The organism is Maribacter sp. MAR_2009_72 (assembly GCF_007827235.1).
GTDB lineage: Bacteria > Bacteroidota > Bacteroidia > Flavobacteriales > Flavobacteriaceae > Maribacter > Maribacter sedimenticola.
Genome location: NZ_VISB01000001.1, coordinates 1,965,517 through 1,985,462, shown reverse-complemented (window position 1 = coordinate 1,985,462; position 19,946 = coordinate 1,965,517). Strand labels below are relative to the sequence as shown.

Here is a 19,946-nt window from a genome sequence, read left to right as displayed (position 1 = left end):
TGGTAACGGTTAGTATATGGAAAGTAGGCGATTTCGAAGCACGAAACTTTCTGTTGAGAACAAAGTTTGACACAAGCCTAAAACATAGATTTTACTGATATTTTGCCTATTTTTTATATACATTGTTGTACCACGTTATTCTTTTATCCGATTATATTTTTTGAGTGTTTCAATGAGTAAATCGTGAGGTAAAGCATAAGCCTTATTTCCATTAATACCTTCCATAGTTTCAGCTGCCACCATTGCATTGATAATTGCTTCCTCAACAGCCTGCACAGTTGCTTCAAAAACAGGCATTAGTTGGTCATTTGACATTGATTCTACAGTTGTTGTTTCATCCCGATTAAAAGCACTTTCATTTGCAGTTGAGAAAGCTAAAAATATGTCTCCAGAACCATTACTTCCTCGTCCACCTACAATTCCAACTCCTAAAGGAATTCTTTGAGCGATTCTTTTTAATTGGTGTGGTAAAAGTGGAACGTCCGTTGCTACAATTACTATAATTGAACCATCTCCTTCTTGTCTCCTTGATTTTGGTGGTCCGTTGAATTCATAGTTTAAAGTGTCTTTTAATTCAACTCCAACTGGTACACCAGCAATTGATAAGTTCCACTTTGCCCCAAAATTGGACTGAACGATTGCCCCAACAGTATAAGTTGAATCCTTTATTTTAAAAACTCTTGAAGAAGTTCCTGTTCCTCCTTTATATCCCAAGCACATCATTCCAGTTCCTCCACCAACATTCCCTTCTGCTATTTTTCCGCTGGATGAATTTTTTATAGCTTCTAAAACATGTTTTTCTTCTACGTGAAAACCATAGATATCATTAAGGAAACCGTCATAAGTTTCTGCTACTACAGGATAGGTATACCACCAATCTTCTCCACTATACCAATCTGTATCTACGTACCATTTCAAAACTGCATCTCGAACAACTCCAACACTGTTGGTATTTGTAATCATAATAGGTGTTTCTAAAAATCCTGATTCAGTTACCCAAGTTGTACCTGTCATTTCTCCATTTCCATTAAGACTGTACCAATTGGCATAAACAGGACTAAATTTCTTGGCTTTTCCCCTCGGAAATATTGCCGTAACTCCAGTTCTTATAGGTCCTTTACCTGTTATATTTTCTCCGTTACCAGAAATAATAGTGCTATATCCAACCTCGACTCCTTCAATATCTGTAATAGCATTAAACTCACCGGTTTCGCCAACAAATGGAACTCCTAAATCTCTTGCTCTAGGTTTTTGTCCGTAAGAATGGAAACAAATGAACATTACTATAAAAACTAAAAATATTCTTTTCATGTTGGATGGTTTTTAATGTGGTACAACGTAAGAATATAGATCATATGATCTATATATATTTCATATGTGGAACTAAGATAAAAGATTTTTATACCACTAAAGGAGGATTCTGTCAATGGGTGTAAATTTCTGTTGTTTTGGTAGAACTATGACCCAATAATACTTGTATATGCCGTCTTCCATAAGGTGTGTGGCAAAACTGTGCTTGAGCATATGGGTGGAGCTATTTCTTATGGGTTCCCATTCTTATGGCGGCCATGGAAATCAGTTTCAATCCGCAGAATGGCGTATAGGCCTTTTATTTTGGTCCTAAAAAAAGTAAGACCTTTGGGTTTGTATTTCTTGTAATAAGTACGAAGTTTCTTCAATAAGGTAGGGCTTAGTACGGTCATTCTATCTTTCTTGTGCTTATATCTATACGCGTCCCTCTAAAAGGGCGTTTAACGCTTCAATTTTCCGGCTTTTAGGGTCATGAAACGAAAAATAGGTTTACCACTGCTTTGTAAGATCACCATTGGCGGTATATATTTTAGGGACAGTAAAGTTTCGTCTTATGAATCATATGCACTTTCGTATTCATTACTGTATTCAAAGGTGGGCAACTTTTTGAAATTAGGCATAAAAAAACGGTCTAGCGAAAGCTAAACCGTAGATTTTGTTACTTAGTAGCGGGGACTGGACTCGAACCAGCGACCTTCGGGTTATGAGCCCGACGAGCTACCTACTGCTCTACCCCGCGATATGGGTTTCATCTATCTTGTTTTTCAACCTCAGTTCATTACCCTGACAAGATGAACGCTACTATTTGTAACGGGCGACAAATATACAACCAATTTATTCTATTTTCAAAACTTATTTAAAGAATCTTTTTTGGTGCACCTGCCACTAAAAAACTTAAAATCCATAACTTCGAATTTTAAGCAATTTATGGAGACAATCAACGATTTTATTGCCAGTGCATTACCTTATACGGAATGGCCAATGTTTCTTTTACTTATTGGGGGCGGACTTTTTCTGGTCTTTTATTCTAAGTTTATGCCGTACCGTTTTTTTGGTCATGCCGTAGCGATTACAGCTGGTAAATATGATAACGCAAATTCAGTAGGCGAAGTAAGTTCGTTCCAGGCATTATCATCCGCAGTGGCGGCCACAGTTGGTTTGGGTAATATTTCTGGGGTGGCAATTGCTATACATGATGGTGGTCCGGGGGTTGTGTTTTGGATTTGGATGACCGCATTGATCGGTATGTGTATAAAATTTTATTCCTGTAGCTTATCAATAATGTATAGGGGAACTGATTCTGATGGTAAGTTACAAGGAGGCCCTATGTATTATATTACTAAAGGTTTGGGGGAGAAGGCCCGTCCTTTGGCAACCTTTTTTGCCGTATGCGGACTATTTGGTTTTCTGGGCGTATTTACGGCAAACCAGTTTACGGAAACCTTTATGAGTGTGGTAGAGCCCTCAACTACAATTCTTGATATGGGAGATGAAAATTGGAAATGGACTATTGGCATTGTTCTGGCCATTGTAACCTCTTTTGTTATTTTTGGCGGACTCACAAAAATTGCCAAAGTTGCATCTGCTATAGTACCTTTTATGGTGGCGCTATATCTAGTAGCGGTTGTAGTGGTCATGGCATTAAATTCGGAAATGATACTGCCTTCGTTAAAAATGATCATCACCCAGGCATGGGACTTGAAATCTGCCGCAACCGGTGGTTTCTGGGGTTTGGTGATTATTGGTGTGCGCAGGGCCATGTTTTCCAATGAGGCAGGTTTGGGTAGTGCACCTATGTACCATGGGCAATCTAAGAATGATGAGCCCATAAGGGAAGGGCTGGTTGCAATGTTGGGTCCTTTTATAGATACGATTTTAGTATGTACGTTTACGGCAATAGTCATTATATTGAGTGGGGCCTACTTGGAAGATGCCAGTGGCATTGTAATGACCTTGTCCGCTTTTGAGACTACACTTTTTGGTTGGGGAGATATGTTATTAATGGTCATTGTTACCGCCTTTGCATTATCTACACTATTTACCTATTCATATTATGGCGTAAAATCCCTTTCGTTTTTGACCAATGCCAAAATTGGTAAACTGTACAATTGGTATTTTGTTGTCATGATCGTATTTGCAGCGGTAGCTTCATTGAATTTGGTAAAGAATTTAATTGATTTGTCTTACGCACTTATGGTAATTCCCAATATGATTGCCGTACTTTTGTTGGCTCCCAAGGTTAATGCGGAAATGAAGAAATACCTAATAAAATTAAAAGATGGCAGAGCATAAGGCAGGATTCGTAAACATAATCGGTAATCCCAATGTGGGCAAATCCACATTAATGAATGCGTTCGTAGGGGAGAAGTTATCAATAATTACTTCAAAGGCACAGACTACAAGACACCGAATTTTGGGAATCGTCAATGGTGACGATTTTCAAATGATATTGTCGGATACTCCAGGTATCATAAAGCCGGCCTATGAGTTGCAGAGCAGCATGATGGATTTTGTGAAATCTGCATTCGAAGATGCGGATGTCTTGTTGTATATGGTAGAAATAGGTGAAAAGGCACTAAAGGATGAAGCTTTTTTCGAGAAAATAAAGAACAGTAAGATTCCTGTTTTGTTATTGTTGAACAAAGTGGATACCGCCACACAGGAACTATTGGAAGAACAGGTGCAGTATTGGCAGCAAATGTTGCCCAATGTAGAGTTGCATCCTATTTCAGCGTTATCAAATTTTAATATTAAAGGTGTTTTTGAGCGCATTATAGAATTGTTGCCCAACTCGCCCGCTTACTATCCAAAAGACCAATTAACGGATAAACCGGAACGCTTTTTTGTAAACGAGACCATACGCGAAAAAATCCTATTAAACTATAAAAAGGAGATACCCTATGCCGTAGAAATCGAGACCGAAGAGTTTTTTGAAGATGAGGATATTATTAGAATGCGGTCCGTAATAATGGTTGAACGCGATTCTCAAAAAGGTATTATCATTGGTCATAAGGGTGCCGCATTGAAACGTGTTGGAATTGAGGCAAGAAAGGATTTAGAACAATTTTTTGGAAAACAAGTGCATATAGAGTTATATGTAAAGGTGAATAAAAATTGGAGAAGTGATTCCAGACAGCTTAAAAGATTTGGATATAACAAATAGCACGATCCATAATTTGATCATATACATAAGGTAATCAGTCAACTATTGTTGGGATTATACTACCTTTGCGCCAAATTTAAGCTATGAGTGCAATTGTTGCCATTGTGGGGAGACCCAATGTAGGTAAATCAACGTTTTTTAACAGATTAATTCAAAGACGCGAGGCTATTGTAGATGCCGTCAGTGGCGTTACCCGTGATCGTCACTATGGTAAGAGTGATTGGAATGGAAAGGAGTTTTCTGTAATAGATACGGGTGGTTATGTTGTTGGTAGTGATGATGTGTTCGAAAAGGAAATTGATAGACAGGTTGAGCTTGCCATTGAAGAGGCAGATGCCATAATTTTCATGGTTGATGTAGAAACAGGGGTAACGGGTATGGATGAGGATGTGGCCAAACTGTTACGTAGGGTCAAAAAGCCTGTTTTTTTAGCTGTGAACAAGGTGGATAATGCTAAAAGGGCAGAAGATGCCGTAGAATTTTACTCATTAGGATTGGGTGAGTATTATACACTTTCCAGTATAAACGGTGGTGGTACAGGAGATTTATTGGATGCGCTTGTAGAGGAATTGCCAGATGTGGTCGAGGAAAAGAGCGAGTTACCAAGATTTGCTGTTGTAGGTAGGCCCAATGCAGGAAAATCTTCGTTCATAAATGCATTGATCGGGGAGGAAAGATATATAGTGACAGATATTGCCGGTACTACCAGGGATAGTATAGATACCAAGTACAACCGATATGGATTTGAGTTCAATTTGGTGGATACGGCTGGTATACGCCGAAAGTCGAAGGTAAAGGAGGACTTGGAATTTTATTCGGTTATGCGTTCCGTAAGGGCAATTGAGCATTGTGATGTATGTATACTCATGCTAGATGCCACCAGAGGTTTTGATGGTCAGGTAGAGAATATTTTTTGGCTAGCACAACGTAACCATAAAGGAATTGTAATTCTGGTAAATAAATGGGATTTGGTAGAGGATAAGGAGACCAATACCATAAAACATTATACACAAAGAATTAAAAAAGCAATTGAGCCGTTTACAGATGTGCCAATTCTATTTGTTTCGGTATTGACCAAACAACGTATTTTCAAGGCTATTGAAACTGCCGTAGAAGTCTATAATAATAGAAACAGAAAAATCATTACGCGTAAATTCAATGAGATCATGTTGCCTATCATTGAAAATTATCCTCCACCGGCTTATAAAGGAAAATTTGTAAAGATCAAATTCTGTACACAGCTGCCTACGCCTTACCCACAATTTGCATTTTTCTGTAACCTCCCGCAATATGTACGTGAACCCTATAAACGTTATTTGGAAAATAAAATCCGAGAGGAGTTTGATTTCTCCGGTGTACCCATTACAGTATTTATGAGAAAGAAATAGTGTAATACTATCTGTTTTATTAATGGTCAAATGATTTTATTAGGTAAAATCGTTTAATCATTTTTATTGGTATTTGCCAACAATCGTAACTACCAACCACCAGAAGCACCGCCGCCGCCAAAGCCGCCGCCGCCGAAACCTCCACCAAATCCTCCGCCGCCAAAGCTTCCGCCGCCACCGCCAAAACCTCCTGATCCGTTGGAGCGTCCCATATTGCTAAGAATGATCATATCCCACGGGCTAAGGCCTTTTCTTCTACCTCTACCGTTATTGTTATCATCATCTTTTCTGCTCCACAATAAAAATAAGATCAGGATAAATATTATAAACGGCAGATAAGAGGAGAACGGAGTACCACTACCGGTATCAAAGGAACGTTCTTCCTTAAACTCACCGTTCAATACCTGAAAAATGACATCTGTTCCTTTATCCAGGCCTGCATAATAGTTTCCGGTCCTGAATTCAGGAAGAATAATGTTTTCTATAATACGTTTAGATAAGGCATCGGTCAACGAACCTTCAACACCATAGCCGGTATTAATGGCTATCTTTCTATCATCCTTGGCCAATAAGATCAGTATACCGTTATCCTTGCCTTTTTGTCCAATGCCCCAGGCTTGTCCCCAATTTGCACCAAGGTAGTTGATGTTTTCGCCCATGGTACTACCAATAATGGCAACTACAATTTGGGTAGAGGTACTGTCGGAATAGCGCACCAGTTTCTGACTCAACGCAACTTTTTGTTGACTATTTAATAGGTCTAGATAATCATATACGCTGGTTTCTAGCGCTGGCTTTTCAGGAATTTCAAATTGACTCCAAATGGGGTTGCACCAAAAAAAAAGAATTAAAAGACTAGCCTTTAGATATCTCATTGCTCAATTCATTGGTGTCGTCCGTTTGCCACGGAAAATGCGCTTTTAATTCCAAACCTGCCTTAAGGATTCCTGCTTTGATACCTTCTTTGTAAGCACCTTTGATAAAATGTTTTTGAATGGTATCTTTTGTAGTTTGCCAAAAATCCGCAGGAACTACCTTATCTATGCCCTTATCGCCGCAGATAACAAATTTTCTATCATTGACCGCCACATAGAGCAAAACACCGTTCTCCTGTTTGGTGTTATCCATTTTTAAGATATGGAATACCTCCTTGGCCCGTTCATAATGATCTTTTGTGGTATGTGCCTCTATATGCACCCGTATTTCGCCCGAGGTATTGTTTTCGGCCTCTATAATAGCCTCCACAATTTCTTGTTCTTCGGTTTGTGTCAAAAAATCTTCTACTCTGGACATATAGGGATCAATCAAATTCAAAATTCACGTCAGGTGCGTTTTCAGAACCTACATCCGCTTTGTAGTATGCTAGTTCATCAAAATTCAGAAAACCTGCCAATATTGAATTTGGGAATTTTTTAATGTGCAGGTTGTAAGGCTCAACGGTTGCGTTGAATCTGTCCCTGGCCACGTTTATTCTGTTTTCAGTGCCTTCTAATTGTGATTGAAGTTCAAGGAAATTTTGGTTAGCTTTTAAATCAGGGTAACGTTCTACGGTCACCAATAATCTGCTTAAGGCACTGCTAAGACCACTTTGTGCCTGGTTAAACTGCGCTAATTGCTCTGGGGTTATATTGGCAGGATCAATACTAACGGAAGTTGCTTTTGCTCTTGCTTCGATGACATCGGTCAAGGTACCTCTTTCAAAATCTGCTGCACCTTGTACGGTTTTCACTAAATTGCCTATTAGGTCATTTCTACGTTGGTAGGCACTTTCCACATTCGCCCAACTTTTAGTGGAAGTTTCCTTTAAAGCTACGGCTGTGTTGTTGAATCCTACGCCCCATTGGTATAGCCCAAATGCAATGACGACAATTACGATTAATGCAATAATTCCTTTTTTCATAATGGTAGTGTTATATAGTGTAGTGTTATAATTGGTCCTTTATTTTGTTCAGTTCTGCTTTAACCCGTTCCAGCTTTTGAATGATATCAAAATTGGAAAGCGTTTTTTGCTTTTCTTCCTTTAAATGTATTTTGGCACCCTCCAAGGTAAAGCCTCGTTCTTTGACCAAATGGTAGATCAGTTGAAGGTTCTTTATGTCTTGAGGTGTAAATTTTCTATTGCCCTTGGCATTTTTTTTAGGCTGTAAAACGTCAAATTCCTTTTCCCAAAAACGAATTAATGAGGCATTGACATTAAAGGCCTTGGCCACTTCGCCAATTCCGTAATATCTTTTTTCTGGGAGTTCTATCTGCATTAATCCAGTGATTGGTTTTCCTGATTAGCGAATTTCAACATGTTTTCAAATTCTTCGGCAGATAAACTACCATAGTAGAAATTGATCGGGTTTATACGGTCATTCTCTTTCCAGACTTCATAATGTAAGTGTGGGGCCTCTGAACGCCCGGTACTTCCTACAAAACCAATTAAATCCCCACGTTTTACCTTTTGGCCCTTTTTTACATTGTATTGACTTAAATGGGCATAAAGACTTAAATAGCCGTATCCATGTTCAATTCTAATGTGTTTGCCATAACCAGATGAATTATTGTCGGCCCGGGTGACCTTGCCATCTCCAGAAGCGTATACCGGCGTGCCCTTAGGGGCGGTAAAATCCATGCCGTAATGCATTTTTCTGGCCTTGGTAAAAGGATCGGAACGCCAGCCGTAACCAGACGCCATGCGCGTAAGGTCTTCATTGTTAATAGGTTGTATAGCGGGTATTGACATTAACAATTTTTCCTTTTCCTCCGCCAATTTGGTGATTTCATCCAATGACTTGGACTGGATCGTCATTTGTTTTTTAATGATATCAAGCCTTTTCGTGGTGGCAATAATCATTTCGCTATTGTTGAAACCTTCCAAGGATTTATATCTGTTTATACCTCCAAAACCTGCCCTACGTTGTTCGTCAGGAATAGGGTTGGCCTCAAAATATAAACGGTAGATATTATTGTCGCGTTCTTCAATATTGCCCAAGACCTCCTCTATCTGTTCCATCTTCTTGTTCAATAGTTCATATTGAAGTTCGTAGTTCTTTACCTCACGGGAAAGTGAAAGTTCCCTTGGGGTATTGACAAGGTCTGTATTTAAAAGTAAGATAAGTCCAAGAAGTCCAAAAAGGCAAGATCCCAAAATAAAGAAGGTTATATTTCTATAACGTCTAGATTTTTCGGGCTCTATTTTACGGTACGACAGGGTGTCTGGGTCGTAATAGTATTTTACCTTAGACATGAATGTTATTTATCCTATTTTTGTGATTTAATTTTTAACGGAACAAACAAATATAAAAATTGTTTTATATAAACGGTTAAAATTTGTAAAAGCTTAGCATTTTAGATGAATTCCAAGGATACAAGAACTCAATTTCTGAATTTTTTTAAGGAAAAGGCACATAAGATCGTGCCATCTGCACCAATGGTCATTAAGGATGACCCCACCCTTTTGTTTACCAATGCGGGCATGAACCAGTTTAAGGAATATTTTCTGGGAATAAGCCAGAGTAAAAGTCCCAGAGTGGTAGATACACAAAAGTGTTTAAGGGTAAGTGGTAAACATAATGATTTGGAAGAGGTAGGTAAGGATACGTACCACCACACCATGTTTGAAATGTTGGGGAATTGGAGTTTTGGCGATCCTGCCGGCGGGTCAGGCGGGTATTTTAAGGAAGAGGCCATTAATTGGGCTTGGGAATTGTTGACCAAGGTGTATAAAATTGACAAGGACAGTCTTTATGTTTCCGTATTTGAGGGTAGTACTGATGCAGATAAGTTGGCCATGGACAATGAGGCATATGACCTATGGAGAAAAATTGTACCTGCAGATAGAATAATCAAGGGAAATAAAAAGGATAATTTCTGGGAAATGGGCGACCAAGGTCCATGCGGTCCATGTTCTGAAATTCATGTAGATATTCGTTCAAAGGAAGAAAAGGCAAAAGTGCCGGGAGCTAGCTTGGTCAACCAAGACCATCCGCAGGTCGTTGAGATTTGGAACTTGGTATTTATGCAGTATAATCGTAAAGCAGACGGTTCTTTGGAAAGTTTACCGGCAAAACATGTAGATACCGGAATGGGTTTTGAGCGTTTGTGCATGGTGCTGCAAGGTGTTCAGTCTAATTATGATACCGATATTTTTACACCGTTGATCCGTGAAATAGAGACCATCACCAATACCGATTATGGTAAAAAGGAAGAAGTGGATATTGCCATTCGTGTTATTAGTGACCACATACGCGCCGTAGCATTTTCTATAGCAGATGGTCAATTGCCCAGTAATACAGGTGCTGGTTATGTAATTCGTAGGATATTGAGAAGGGCGGTACGTTATGGTTTTACGTTTTTGAATACTAAAGAGCCGTTTATGTTCCGTTTGGTAAATGTCTTGACCAATTCGTTGGGAGATGCCTATCCGGAATTAAAGGAGCAGAAACAATTAATTGAAAACGTAATCAGGGAAGAGGAAAATTCTTTCTTGAAAACCTTGGATCAAGGATTATTGTTGTTAGATACCATCATCAAAAATGCAAAGGATAAAACTATAGATGGGGGCAAGGCGTTTGAATTGTATGATACGTTTGGTTTTCCAATAGACCTTACGGCGTTGATCTTAAGTGAAAAAGGTTATCAATTGGATGAGGCCGGTTTCAATGAGGCCATGCAGCAGCAAAAAAATCGTTCCAAATCGGCATCGGCAGTGTCAAAACAAGATTGGGAAGTACTGCAAGAGGATAACGAGCAGGAATTTGTAGGGTATGATATGCTCGATGTTGAGGTGAAGATTACAAAATACCGTAAAATCGTTTCAAAGAAAGAGGGTACCCAATATCAATTGGTGTTCAATCTTACGCCATTTTATGCAGAAGGTGGTGGGCAAGTTGGCGATAAAGGGTATTTGGAAGATGCCCATGGTGATGTAATCTATATTACCGATACCAAAAAAGAAAATAACGAGATCATCCATTTTGCAAAGAACTTGCCTAAACATTTAGGGGAGACTTTTAAGGCTGTGGTCGATAAAAAACAACGTAATAGAACTGAGGCCAACCATACGGCCACACATTTGTTGCATCAGGCCTTGCGAGAGGTGTTGGGCAGTCATGTGGAGCAAAAGGGGTCATCTGTTCATTCCAAATACTTGCGGTTCGATTTTTCCCACTTTGCAAAATTGACCCAGCAGGAATTACAGGATGTGGAAAATTTTGTAAACGCCCGTATAGATGGCCAATTACAACTGCAGGAAGAACGTAATGTGCCAATGAAAACAGCAATTGAAAATGGTGCCATTGCCCTATTTGGGGAAAAGTATGGCGATGCGGTAAGGACCATTAGGTTTGGACAATCCATAGAATTGTGTGGGGGAACCCATGTAAGGAACACTGCGGATATTTGGCAGTTTAAAATCAGGTCAGAAGGGGCCGTAGCGGCTGGGATAAGAAGAATTGAGGCCATAACCGGAGATGCCGTTAAGGATTTTCATTTGGACAATGATAAATTATTGTCTCAGATAAAGGGTATTTTGGGGAACACACAAGACCCGGTAAAATCGGTTTCCAGTTTGCAAGAGGAAAACAGCGTGCTCAAAAAGCAGGTAGCGGAATTGTTAAAGGATAAAGCGAAGAATTTGAAAGGTACATTACTGTCCCAATTAAATGAGGTCAACGGAATTCAGTTCTTGGCCACGAAAGTAGATTTGGATGCTGCCGGAATAAAGGACCTTAGTTTTGAAATGGGTAATCAGAAAGACAATTTATTTTTATTGTTCGGTACCGAGCAGAACGGAAAAGCCTTATTGTCCTGCTATATATCCAAGGAATTGGTTGCTGCCAAAAATTTGAATGCAGGCACTATAGTGCGTGAACTTGGTAAGTTTATTCAAGGAGGAGGAGGTGGTCAGCCGTTCTTTGCTACAGCAGGTGGTAAAAATCCAGAAGGTATAGACAATGCCCTTTTAAAGGCAAAGGACTATATTGCCTAAAAGAACTACTATTTAAATTTTGGTTGGGCCAATTCCCTTATTGAATTGGGTATTTGGGCGAGTACGAATTTTTAACAATTGATAATACATAAATTATGAAAAAATTCTTGTTCGCTTTTATTTTGATTACGGCTTGTACCAATGAAAAAAAGCCAGATCAGGTTCGTAAGTTATCTGGTGAGGACAATAAGGTGGCGTTGACAAGGAAAGATTCCATGCAGATAAGGAAGTTTGTGGAACTGGCATTCAAAGCTCCTTTGCATTCCAAGGAGCATCAGGTCTTTTTGGATAGCGCCTTGCATATACAACCGGATAATGCTTGGTTATGGCAGCAAAAGGCCATGCCGCTATATAAATCCAGAAAATATTCATTGGGGAAACCATTTTTGGAAAAAGCAGTGGAATATGATGCAAAACGTTGGCTGGACTATAGTGGGTTCATGAAATGTATATTTTCCAAGGAATATTTAGAATCCATTACAGATTTCGTTAGATTTAAAAATGAGTTTGGTGATGGCTATGTTATGGACCACACCTATAATTTTTACATAGGATTAAGCTATCTGCAGCTTAATGAATTTAACAAGGCAAAGGAATTTTTGGAATTGAGCAAGGAGCAACAATACGCCGACTTTTCAAAAGATGCTCCTCATGAAGCCTGTCATTATTTGGATTGGTACTATCTTGGTATTGCCAATTTTGAACTGGGCAGTTACCAAGAAGCTATTTCATCTTTTGATATGGCTTTAAAAGGTTATGGTAATTTTGCGGATGCACTTTATTTTAAAGGTAGAAGTTTAACCAAATTAGGAGATCCGGAAGGTGTGGAATGGGAGCGTAAAGCATTTGAAAATGCCAACAATACCATTAACGAGGATTACGTAATCTATGAAATTTACCCCTATCAGGTATTTCATAAGTTGAATGAAAGTGTTCGCCCAAAATGAATTTTTTTACCAAAATATCTTTAAGCAAGCAACGGAATACAATAGACTACACCAGTCGTATGCTTTTATTGGGCTCATGTTTTGCTGAAAACATAGGTGGTAAATGCAGTTATTTTAAGTTTCGGACCCTACAAAATCCATTTGGTATTCTTTTTCATGCTATTGCCATAGAAAATTTGATGGCAAGGGCTCTATTGGACAACAAATATGAAGAGCAAGATGTGTTCTTCCATAATGGCAATTGGCATTGCTATGATGCACATTCGTCATTAAGTTCAGGGTCTAAGGAGCAACTGCTGAACCGTTTAAATGCGGGATTGTCACAATTACGTAATTACATGCGTAGCGCTACCCATATTTGTGTTACCCTAGGTACGGCTTGGGTCTATCGTCATAAGGATAGTGAAAGGGTGGTGGCAAATTGCCATAAAGTTCCGCAAACCAAGTTTCAAAAAGAATTGCTTAAAGTTGAGCAACTGCAAGAAAGTATAGGTCGTATAATACAAATGGTGCATGATGTACAACCAAGCGTTCAGGTAATTTTCACGGTGTCTCCTGTACGTCATTTAAAGGATGGGGTTGTGGAAAACCAACAAAGTAAATCACACTTAATAAGTGCCGTTCATCAGTTATTGCAAAAAGATAAAATCTCTTATTTTCCAAGTTATGAGATTATGATGGATGAATTACGGGATTATCGGTTTTATACTAAGGATATGATTCATCCCAACGATATTGCCATTGATTATATCTGGGAACGTTTTCAAGAAAGCTGGATAGCTGACGGTATTTTAGGAGACATGAAAAAGGTAGATGACATACAACGGGGCTTAGGGCATAAACCCTTTCATCCGGAAGGGGAGGCGCATCAAAATTTTTTAACATCGTTACAGGGTAAAATTGCGTATATAAGACAGAAGTATCCGTTTATGGATTTTAATAGTACAAAGACATGAAAAGATTTATAGCCGGCGTTTTGGTTGCATTGACCTTGGTTTTTGTTATTCGTTCATGTAATGAGGGTAAGGAAGACAAATCAATTCTAGAGGAGAATTCAATGCTTATTCAGCAGGAGATATCCAATGTTTCCAAACTGATCGTTACAGAAGGGCATTTTGCGGAAGTATACAATTACAAAGATTCTAAAGAGCTTTTTGGGCCGTTGTTAAGGGCTGAGAAAAAAGCTTTGGTAGTGGTCAATGCAGATGTGACCGTAGCATATGATTTAAGTTTGATAGATTTTGAGGTGGATGAAACCGCCAAAACAGTACGGATCAATAGCATACCCGATGCCGAAATTAAGTTGAATCCAGATTTTGAATATTATGATGTAACCGCAGATTACCTAAATCAGTTTGATGCTGCGGATTATAATAAAATAAAGAAAACCGTAAGTGCCTCTTTAATGAAAAAGATAGAGGCGTCTTCATTGAGAAGCAATGCCGAAAATAGGCTGATCAGTGAACTCCAAAAGTTTTATATTCTAACCAATTCCATGGGGTGGCGTTTAGCATATAGGGAAAACACCATTGAAACCATGGAGGAAGTTAAGGAGTTTAAACCGTAGCTACCATGGTATTGCTTGCTAATGCCAAGCCATCGTCAATAAGTTGTCCTAATTTGGGTTGCTCTAACTTTAAATGTTCCAGATGGACCTTAATTTTCTGTGCCAATTGTTTATCATCGCTTTTAATGGCCAATTCATAAATTTCTATGGGTAGGAGCCAATCTGTCGGAAATTTTTCCTGAACCTCTTGAAAGACTTTGTTTCTTGAAACAATAGTGTTCTTTCCGTTTCTAAAATCCCTTATGGTCTGGTAATATAGTTCAAGTTCGCTTAGGGAGTTGTTCAAATCGGTTTGTTTTGTTTTGCTGAGTGTGTGGTCTAGTAGGTCAAAGCTTTTTAAATCTGCCGGACCATGAAAGGCAGAGACAATCTCTTCTCCTATGGCCATATTATACAATTCTTGGTTAGATTGAAAAAGTACCTTATCCTTATACGTAACCTTACAATTTTCAAATGTAATTAAGATGATTCTGCCTTGCAGGTTCCTGGTACCCGTAATAATTTTTCCGGTAACATTTATGCCTCCCGTAAAATCCAAGGAGACAATTTCCCCTTCGTAAATTTTGTAGGCTTTTAAGTCCCTTGGACTCATTTCCTCAATAGGTATATTGATTCCTTTTAATCTGCCTATTGGAGAACCAAATCCCGTTTCATGTTGATTTACGTCTTGCCCTACCAATTCCTTTTCCCTGTAGGCCAAAGCAGATTTGCCTTTGGTCTGGAAGTAAATAGGTTTGCCATCATGAGCGATCAAGGATTCAAAATTACCAGAAACTTGAAGGCCTGTACTTAGTTCAATAGTTCCTAATTCCTTGGAGTTGATCAGTTTCTGTAATCCGGATAGACCGCCTGTCCTTAATGCCATGGTATTGGCAAAGTCTTCCAGTACCTGACTTAAAAAAGCAAAATCTGGGGTTACAAATAGCTGTGGTTGCGGTTTGGTAATGTCAAATGAAGTTCTTGCCGCTTCAATGGAATAGGGCAGCTTTTTTACTTGGTCCGTCATACACCATTCGCTTTCACCAATAGACGACAGTAAGCCGGCTCCATAGATTTTAGGTTGTTCCAAAGTACCAATGAGTCCGTATTCAACAGTCCACCAATGCAGGTTTCTAATCAGTGCCATTTCACTTGGTTCACCCATATTGTCTTGTAAATGCGCTATATGTTTTTCGGCACTTTCTATTTCTGAGATTGGGGTGCCATTGGCTTCCTTTATAATGGAAAGGTGGCGCACAGCCTCGTATAGTTCAAAATCCTTTGCGCTGGATATCGCCTTGGAACCTATTTCGCCAAACCTTCTCAAATAAGCGGCATATTCAGGATTAGCAATAATGGGGGCATGACCGGCACCTTCGTGGATAATGTCCGGGGCCGGGGTATAGGCAATGTTTTCCAATTGACGAATATCCGAAGCGATCACCAAAACATTGTAGGCCTGGAATTCCATAAAAGCTGCTGGTGGAATAAAACCGTCTACCGCCACTGCCGCCCAGCCTAAATCCTTTAAAATTCGGTTCATGCCGTACATGTTGGGTATGTTTTCTATGGAAATACCGGTTTTTTTTAATCCCTCTACATAAGATTCATGGGCAACCTTGCTTAGGTACGCCACATTTTTACGCATTACATACCGCCATACTGCTTGATTTACTGGGGTGTACTCCTCATAATTCTGAGGTTTTATATACTGTAGTAAATGTTGGGGAAGCTTATCTAAAATAGCATTGCTTTCATAACCTGTGGTATTGTTCATTGTTAAGGTTTAAATGTTCAACTTCATCATCTTGCCAACCTTTTGCTGAAGCTCCGATATATTTTGAGCCATGTTGCTGTTCAAGGTCTATTAAATATACATAATTAAGTCTTATTAGACGGTATTTATAATATTAATGGGAAAAATTACCTAAAATATGTATAAAGTAAGGAATAATATCTTTTTAGGTATATTTGACTTGCTGAAAACAGGAATTTTTATGAACGAAAAATTAGATGCCATCGACAGGGCTATTTTAGGCATATTGCAAAAGGATGCCAAAACGGTCGCCAAATCTATCGCAGAACAATTAGGATTGACAAAAACACCGGTATATGAACGTATAAAGCGGTTAGAGCAGGAAGGTTTTATAAAGAATTATGTAGCTATTTTAAACAAGGATAAAATAGCAAAAAGCATCACTGTATTTAGCTTTGTTTCCTTAGAGGCGCAAAAAGGAGCAATGATGGATGATTTTTTTGAACAGGTAAAGAAATATCCGGAAGTGGTAGAATGTTTTGTAGTGGGTGGAGAGTTTGATTTTCTACTTAAGGTTGTGGTTGAAAACTTAGATGCCTATTACGATTTTGCCAAGTTTAAGATTGCTTCATTACCTAGTATAGGGGGGGTAAAGAGTGCATTTGTACTTAATGAGGTGAAAAATAGTACGGATTTTCCGTTGTTGTAATAATATTTAAATAAAAAAAGGGCTTGAGATATATATCAACAAACCCTTGTTATTCTTTTCTGTCAATTTATTTCATGGCTACGGCATTTGGAGGATACTGCTCTAAAATTTGAGAAACAAATTCTTTGATCCGTTCTTCTTTTTTGGCAATATTTCCTGTATTTGATAGTGTGCCCACACCTTTTCCTTGCCATACCAGTTCATTGGTATTATTATCGATTAGATCTATGTAAAGAGAACCTTGTGTTCTTGTACTTACATTAGAACCACCCCATCCAAAGCCAGGTCCCCAGGCCCAAGGGTTATAACCCCAGCCCCAAGCTCCGCCCCAGCCATAGTTGTTATTGTAAACATCAACCCTTTCCTGCTCTTTGGTAAAGATACTTACCAACAAATCTGGGTTTTCGGATTTTACGAAACCCCTAGAACTCATTTCTGTTTCAATAGCACGGAGGATACGTTTTTTATCCAAATCTGAAATTTGGGCCTGATCAATTCCTGTTTTGTAGAAAGCATAGGTTTTATAACCATTAAAATCTGCTTTTTGGTCATAATCAGAAAGAACGCTAACTGATGAACAGGAAGTAATAAAAACCAAAAGGAGCAGAGGTAAACCGAGTAATTTGATGTTTTTCATAACGTTATATGTTTTTTAAGTACTTATTTTCACTGTTTTAACTAATCACAAATATCATGCCGAGCTATGTTAATATTTTATTGACTATTGGTTTTTGCATCATAACCATAAGGGCAATGTTTGCAGCCGCTTTCACAACAATAACCACGTTTTAAATGATATTGCTCGGTAAATACCCTAAATCCGCCCTCGGCCCAATAAAAATCACCTTCTTCAATAGGTATAATTTTTTTCATCTATACTATTTCATCTCAATGGAATAAAGGTACTTCATTAAAAAGAATTTGACATCTGCTTTAACGTATTGATAATACAGGTAGGTTTTTATGTTTTTGGTGTTTAAACGGTTTTGTTTGCACTAAATCCTAGTAGTTTTCTTACAAATTATTTTGGCCTTATCTTTGTATAACAACAACCAAAAGATAAGTATGATATTGGTTTTTAAACATTTCTTCTATAAGAATTATGTAGGCTTGTCCTTATGGCCTTTTATATTTCTTAAGAATGGAAGTCTAAAAGAAGATATTGTTTTGATCAATCATGAAAAAATACATCTAAAGCAACAACGGGAATTATTTATTCTACCCTTCTATATATGGTATATCACGGAATGGTTGATACGAACGATATGTTATATGGATTCCTATAAAGCCTATCAAAATATAAGTTTTGAGCGCGAGGCTTATGCTCACGAACAAGATTTGACCTATTTGTCCAGAAGAAAAACCTTTAGCTTTATTAAATATCTTTGTCGTTAAAATACGGCCATTGCAAAGTATCAACCAACTTGTACATTTACCACTGCTTGACAAAAAACAGGTAACCCTTGTTTTAAAACGGGAAGATTTGTTGCACCCGTACATTTCTGGAAACAAGTATAGAAAGTTAAAGTACAACCTGTTGGAGGCAGGTAAACAAAACAAGAGTACGTTGTTGACTTTTGGAGGGGCTTATTCCAACCATATAGCGGCCACGGCCTATGCGGCTAACGAGAAAGGTTTTAAATCAATAGGTGTTATACGTGGGGAGGAATTACAAAATTCCTGGCAAGGCAACAATACCTTACGTCTGGCCCATGAGCAAGGCATGGAATTTAAATTTGTAAGCAGGCAAGCTTATCGTTTAAAGGATGATTTGGAATTTTTATCACAACTATCCCAAGAATATAAGGGGTTTTATTTGGTACCCGAGGGTGGCACCAATTATCTGGCCGTAAAAGGATGTACCGAAATTCTGACCCAGGAAGATATGGGTTTTGATGTAATCTGCTGTAGTGCTGGTACGGGGGGTACCGTTGCAGGCATTATAAATTCTGCTGGAGACCATCAACAGGTATTAGGGTTTTCTGCTTTAAAAGGAGATTTTTTAAAAAAAGAAATTCAGGGTATGGTTCAGGGGCAAAATTGGAATGTTATGACCGATTATCATTTTGGGGGCTATGCAAAAATGACCAAGGAATTGGTAGATTTTATAAATGAATTCAAGGAACATACCGGTATTCCTTTAGATCCGATCTATACGGGAAAAATGCTATTTGGGTTGTTCAATATGATCAAGCACAATACTTTTGCAGCGGGTACAAAGATACTTGCCATACATACTGGTGGCCTTCAAGGAATTACTGGCATGAATAGTGTGCTGAAGAAGAAAAATTTACCTTTGTTGAATATATGAATAAGAAAATTATAATGTTTTTGATAATTGGAGCGTGTTTGGCTTCCTGTAAATCAAAAAAAACGTACTCCGATCAGTTGCGTACCAAAAATGTACTTAGCGAACGTAAAAAATCCACGACGGTCAAGAAAGAGACCAGGCCAGGTAATGTAGATTTACCCAGTGAACCATCTAAGTTCATTCCATTTAGAATAGAGTCCGTAGGAGAGTATATAGAAACTTTTGCAGAAACGGCTCAGTTGGAAATGATGGGTTATGGAATACCGGCTAGTATAACATTGGCACAAGGTATACTGGAAAGTGGAAGCGGAAAAGGAGAGCTTGCCATGAAGACCAACAATCATTTTGGCATAAAATGTCATAAAGGATGGGAGGGAGACTATGATTTTCATGACGACGACGAAAAGGGAGAATGTTTTAGAAAATATAATCATCCCATGTATTCGTTTAGAGATCATAGTATATTTTTAACTACACGTTCCAGATATGCATTTTTATTCAACTTAAGACATACGGATTATAAGGGATGGGCCAAAGGACTACGAAAAGCAGGGTATGCCACTGACCCTAGATATCCGCAAAAACTTATCTACCTCATAGAAAAGTACCAGCTTCACAAATATGACATACAGGTAAAGAAGGCCGGATATGACAAACAGACCATTGTGGCTACCCAGAACGATAAGGTGCATACCGTTGAAAAAGGGGATACCTTGTATTCATTGTCAAAAAAATATTATATGACGGTAAGTGAACTAATGCAATTAAATAATTTGCAAAGTTCTAATCTATCCATTGGTCAGCGTATAAAAGTGAAAGTCAATAATATCAATTAAGTTTT

General features: G+C 38.5%; 20 protein-coding genes and 1 tRNA gene. 11 read left to right on the top strand and 10 right to left on the bottom strand.

What is annotated here, in order from left to right; translation table 11 throughout:
* Positions 1 to 135 precede the first annotated feature (135 nt).
* Together JM81_RS08200 and JM81_RS08190 are read right to left on the bottom strand one after the other, a co-directional pair.
* Positions 136 to 1,311 carry a P1 family peptidase gene (locus tag JM81_RS08200; protein WP_144802148.1) on the bottom strand — a complete coding sequence of 392 codons (1,176 nt, stop codon included), beginning with the start codon at positions 1,309 to 1,311 and terminating at the stop codon, positions 136 to 138.
* 666 nt (positions 1,312 to 1,977) lie between these two features.
* A tRNA-Met gene (locus tag JM81_RS08190) sits at positions 1,978 to 2,050 on the bottom strand.
* Positions 2,051 to 2,238: 188 nt separating this feature from the next.
* On the opposite strand from JM81_RS08190, the gene JM81_RS08185 reads away from it, so the two are divergent.
* The 3 genes from JM81_RS08185 to der all read left to right on the top strand — a co-directional run bounded on the left by JM81_RS08185 (position 2,239) and on the right by der (position 5,862).
* Positions 2,239 to 3,603: an alanine/glycine:cation symporter family protein gene (locus JM81_RS08185; protein ID WP_144802146.1), complete on the top strand. Its 1,365-nt coding sequence runs from the start codon at positions 2,239 to 2,241 to the stop codon at positions 3,601 to 3,603.
* A complete protein-coding gene (era, locus tag JM81_RS08180; RefSeq protein ID WP_144802143.1) occupies positions 3,590 to 4,474 on the top strand; it encodes a GTPase Era in 885 nt (294 codons plus the stop codon). The genes JM81_RS08185 and era overlap by 14 nt, the downstream gene beginning before the upstream one ends.
* Before the next feature lie 83 nt (positions 4,475 to 4,557).
* Complete coding sequence (gene der, locus JM81_RS08175) at positions 4,558 to 5,862, top strand: ribosome biogenesis GTPase Der (RefSeq protein ID WP_144802141.1); 1,305 nt, start codon at positions 4,558 to 4,560, stop codon at positions 5,860 to 5,862.
* Positions 5,863 to 5,951: 89 nt separating this feature from the next.
* Here the strand turns inward: der and JM81_RS08170 are convergent, their stop codons facing one another.
* Genes JM81_RS08170 through JM81_RS08150 form a run of 5 tightly spaced genes read right to left on the bottom strand, consistent with a single transcriptional unit; the run spans position 5,952 to position 9,094 of the window.
* A complete protein-coding gene (locus JM81_RS08170) occupies positions 5,952 to 6,737 on the bottom strand; it encodes a TPM domain-containing protein (RefSeq protein ID WP_089262675.1) in 786 nt (261 codons plus the stop codon).
* The gene (locus tag JM81_RS08165; RefSeq protein ID WP_144802138.1) at positions 6,718 to 7,155 is read right to left on the bottom strand and encodes a TPM domain-containing protein; all 438 of its coding nucleotides are present in this window, start codon (positions 7,153 to 7,155) and stop codon (positions 6,718 to 6,720) included. The genes JM81_RS08170 and JM81_RS08165 overlap by 20 nt, the downstream gene beginning before the upstream one ends.
* A gap of 7 nt (positions 7,156 to 7,162) precedes the next feature.
* Positions 7,163 to 7,762, bottom strand: a complete 600-nt coding sequence (locus JM81_RS08160; RefSeq protein WP_144802136.1) for a LemA family protein — start codon at positions 7,760 to 7,762, stop codon at positions 7,163 to 7,165.
* 25 nt (positions 7,763 to 7,787) lie between these two features.
* Positions 7,788 to 8,117: a MerR family transcriptional regulator gene (locus JM81_RS08155; RefSeq protein ID WP_144802133.1), complete on the bottom strand. Its 330-nt coding sequence runs from the start codon at positions 8,115 to 8,117 to the stop codon at positions 7,788 to 7,790.
* Complete coding sequence (locus JM81_RS08150; protein ID WP_089262683.1) at positions 8,117 to 9,094, bottom strand: M23 family metallopeptidase; 978 nt, start codon at positions 9,092 to 9,094, stop codon at positions 8,117 to 8,119. The genes JM81_RS08155 and JM81_RS08150 overlap by 1 nt, the downstream gene beginning before the upstream one ends.
* A gap of 105 nt (positions 9,095 to 9,199) precedes the next feature.
* Here JM81_RS08150 and alaS point away from each other — a divergent pair, with 105 nt between their 5' ends.
* The 4 genes from alaS (at position 9,200) to JM81_RS08130 (ending at position 14,350) form a co-directional block, all read left to right on the top strand.
* Positions 9,200 to 11,836, top strand: coding sequence for an alanine--tRNA ligase (gene alaS / locus JM81_RS08145; RefSeq protein ID WP_144802129.1), 2,637 nt, complete (start codon positions 9,200 to 9,202; stop codon positions 11,834 to 11,836).
* 95 nt (positions 11,837 to 11,931) lie between these two features.
* A complete protein-coding gene (locus JM81_RS08140) occupies positions 11,932 to 12,783 on the top strand; it encodes a tetratricopeptide repeat protein (protein ID WP_261374999.1) in 852 nt (283 codons plus the stop codon).
* Positions 12,780 to 13,739, top strand: a complete 960-nt coding sequence (locus JM81_RS08135) for a GSCFA domain-containing protein (RefSeq protein ID WP_144802126.1) — start codon at positions 12,780 to 12,782, stop codon at positions 13,737 to 13,739. The genes JM81_RS08140 and JM81_RS08135 overlap by 4 nt, the downstream gene beginning before the upstream one ends.
* Positions 13,736 to 14,350 (top strand): DUF4230 domain-containing protein, encoded by a 615-nt coding sequence (locus tag JM81_RS08130; protein ID WP_089262689.1) that lies wholly within the window; start codon positions 13,736 to 13,738, stop codon positions 14,348 to 14,350. The genes JM81_RS08135 and JM81_RS08130 overlap by 4 nt, the downstream gene beginning before the upstream one ends.
* On the opposite strand, the gene JM81_RS08125 is transcribed toward JM81_RS08130, so the two are convergent.
* Complete coding sequence (locus tag JM81_RS08125; protein WP_144802123.1) at positions 14,340 to 16,106, bottom strand: aromatic amino acid hydroxylase; 1,767 nt, start codon at positions 16,104 to 16,106, stop codon at positions 14,340 to 14,342. The genes JM81_RS08130 and JM81_RS08125 overlap by 11 nt on opposite strands.
* A 220-nt stretch (positions 16,107 to 16,326) precedes the next feature.
* On the opposite strand from JM81_RS08125, the gene JM81_RS08120 reads away from it, so the two are divergent.
* Positions 16,327 to 16,794 carry an Lrp/AsnC family transcriptional regulator gene (locus tag JM81_RS08120; RefSeq protein WP_089262738.1) on the top strand — a complete coding sequence of 156 codons (468 nt, stop codon included), beginning with the start codon at positions 16,327 to 16,329 and terminating at the stop codon, positions 16,792 to 16,794.
* Between the two features lie 67 nt (positions 16,795 to 16,861).
* On the opposite strand, the gene JM81_RS08115 is transcribed toward JM81_RS08120, so the two are convergent.
* Positions 16,862 to 17,431: a DUF4136 domain-containing protein gene (locus JM81_RS08115; protein ID WP_089262694.1), complete on the bottom strand. Its 570-nt coding sequence runs from the start codon at positions 17,429 to 17,431 to the stop codon at positions 16,862 to 16,864.
* A gap of 77 nt (positions 17,432 to 17,508) precedes the next feature.
* Positions 17,509 to 17,667 (bottom strand): DUF5522 domain-containing protein, encoded by a 159-nt coding sequence (locus tag JM81_RS18410; protein ID WP_179213220.1) that lies wholly within the window; start codon positions 17,665 to 17,667, stop codon positions 17,509 to 17,511.
* A gap of 192 nt (positions 17,668 to 17,859) precedes the next feature.
* Here JM81_RS18410 and JM81_RS08110 point away from each other — a divergent pair, with 192 nt between their 5' ends.
* Genes JM81_RS08110 through JM81_RS08100 form a run of 3 tightly spaced genes read left to right on the top strand, consistent with a single transcriptional unit; the run spans position 17,860 to position 19,941 of the window.
* The gene (locus JM81_RS08110; RefSeq protein ID WP_089262696.1) at positions 17,860 to 18,189 is read left to right on the top strand and encodes a hypothetical protein; all 330 of its coding nucleotides are present in this window, start codon (positions 17,860 to 17,862) and stop codon (positions 18,187 to 18,189) included.
* A 10-nt stretch (positions 18,190 to 18,199) separates the two neighbouring features.
* Positions 18,200 to 19,105, top strand: coding sequence for a 1-aminocyclopropane-1-carboxylate deaminase/D-cysteine desulfhydrase (locus tag JM81_RS08105; RefSeq protein ID WP_144802120.1), 906 nt, complete (start codon positions 18,200 to 18,202; stop codon positions 19,103 to 19,105).
* Between the two features lie 14 nt (positions 19,106 to 19,119).
* Positions 19,120 to 19,941, top strand: coding sequence for a glucosaminidase domain-containing protein (locus JM81_RS08100; RefSeq protein ID WP_261374998.1), 822 nt, complete (start codon positions 19,120 to 19,122; stop codon positions 19,939 to 19,941).
* Positions 19,942 to 19,946: the final 5 nt, after the last annotated feature.

Bases quoted from the DNA above. Each gene is read 5' to 3' on its own strand.
- JM81_RS08200 (WP_144802148.1), bottom strand. From the start codon at position 1,311: ATGAAAAGAATATTTTTAGTTTTTATAGTAATGTTCATTTGTTTCCAT.
- JM81_RS08185 (WP_144802146.1), top strand. From the start codon at position 2,239: ATGGAGACAATCAACGATTTTATTGCCAGTGCATTACCTTATACGGAA.
- era (WP_144802143.1), top strand. From the start codon at position 3,590: ATGGCAGAGCATAAGGCAGGATTCGTAAACATAATCGGTAATCCCAAT.
- der (WP_144802141.1), top strand. From the start codon at position 4,558: ATGAGTGCAATTGTTGCCATTGTGGGGAGACCCAATGTAGGTAAATCA.
- JM81_RS08170 (WP_089262675.1), bottom strand. From the start codon at position 6,737: ATGAGATATCTAAAGGCTAGTCTTTTAATTCTTTTTTTTTGGTGCAAC.
- JM81_RS08165 (WP_144802138.1), bottom strand. From the start codon at position 7,155: ATGTCCAGAGTAGAAGATTTTTTGACACAAACCGAAGAACAAGAAATT.
- JM81_RS08160 (WP_144802136.1), bottom strand. From the start codon at position 7,762: ATGAAAAAAGGAATTATTGCATTAATCGTAATTGTCGTCATTGCATTT.
- JM81_RS08155 (WP_144802133.1), bottom strand. From the start codon at position 8,117: ATGCAGATAGAACTCCCAGAAAAAAGATATTACGGAATTGGCGAAGTG.
- JM81_RS08150 (WP_089262683.1), bottom strand. From the start codon at position 9,094: ATGTCTAAGGTAAAATACTATTACGACCCAGACACCCTGTCGTACCGT.
- alaS (WP_144802129.1), top strand. From the start codon at position 9,200: ATGAATTCCAAGGATACAAGAACTCAATTTCTGAATTTTTTTAAGGAA.
- JM81_RS08140 (WP_261374999.1), top strand. From the start codon at position 11,932: ATGAAAAAATTCTTGTTCGCTTTTATTTTGATTACGGCTTGTACCAAT.
- JM81_RS08135 (WP_144802126.1), top strand. From the start codon at position 12,780: ATGAATTTTTTTACCAAAATATCTTTAAGCAAGCAACGGAATACAATA.
- JM81_RS08130 (WP_089262689.1), top strand. From the start codon at position 13,736: ATGAAAAGATTTATAGCCGGCGTTTTGGTTGCATTGACCTTGGTTTTT.
- JM81_RS08125 (WP_144802123.1), bottom strand. From the start codon at position 16,106: ATGAACAATACCACAGGTTATGAAAGCAATGCTATTTTAGATAAGCTT.
- JM81_RS08120 (WP_089262738.1), top strand. From the start codon at position 16,327: ATGAACGAAAAATTAGATGCCATCGACAGGGCTATTTTAGGCATATTG.
- JM81_RS08115 (WP_089262694.1), bottom strand. From the start codon at position 17,431: ATGAAAAACATCAAATTACTCGGTTTACCTCTGCTCCTTTTGGTTTTT.
- JM81_RS18410 (WP_179213220.1), bottom strand. From the start codon at position 17,667: ATGAAAAAAATTATACCTATTGAAGAAGGTGATTTTTATTGGGCCGAG.
- JM81_RS08110 (WP_089262696.1), top strand. From the start codon at position 17,860: ATGATATTGGTTTTTAAACATTTCTTCTATAAGAATTATGTAGGCTTG.
- JM81_RS08100 (WP_261374998.1), top strand. From the start codon at position 19,120: ATGTTTTTGATAATTGGAGCGTGTTTGGCTTCCTGTAAATCAAAAAAA.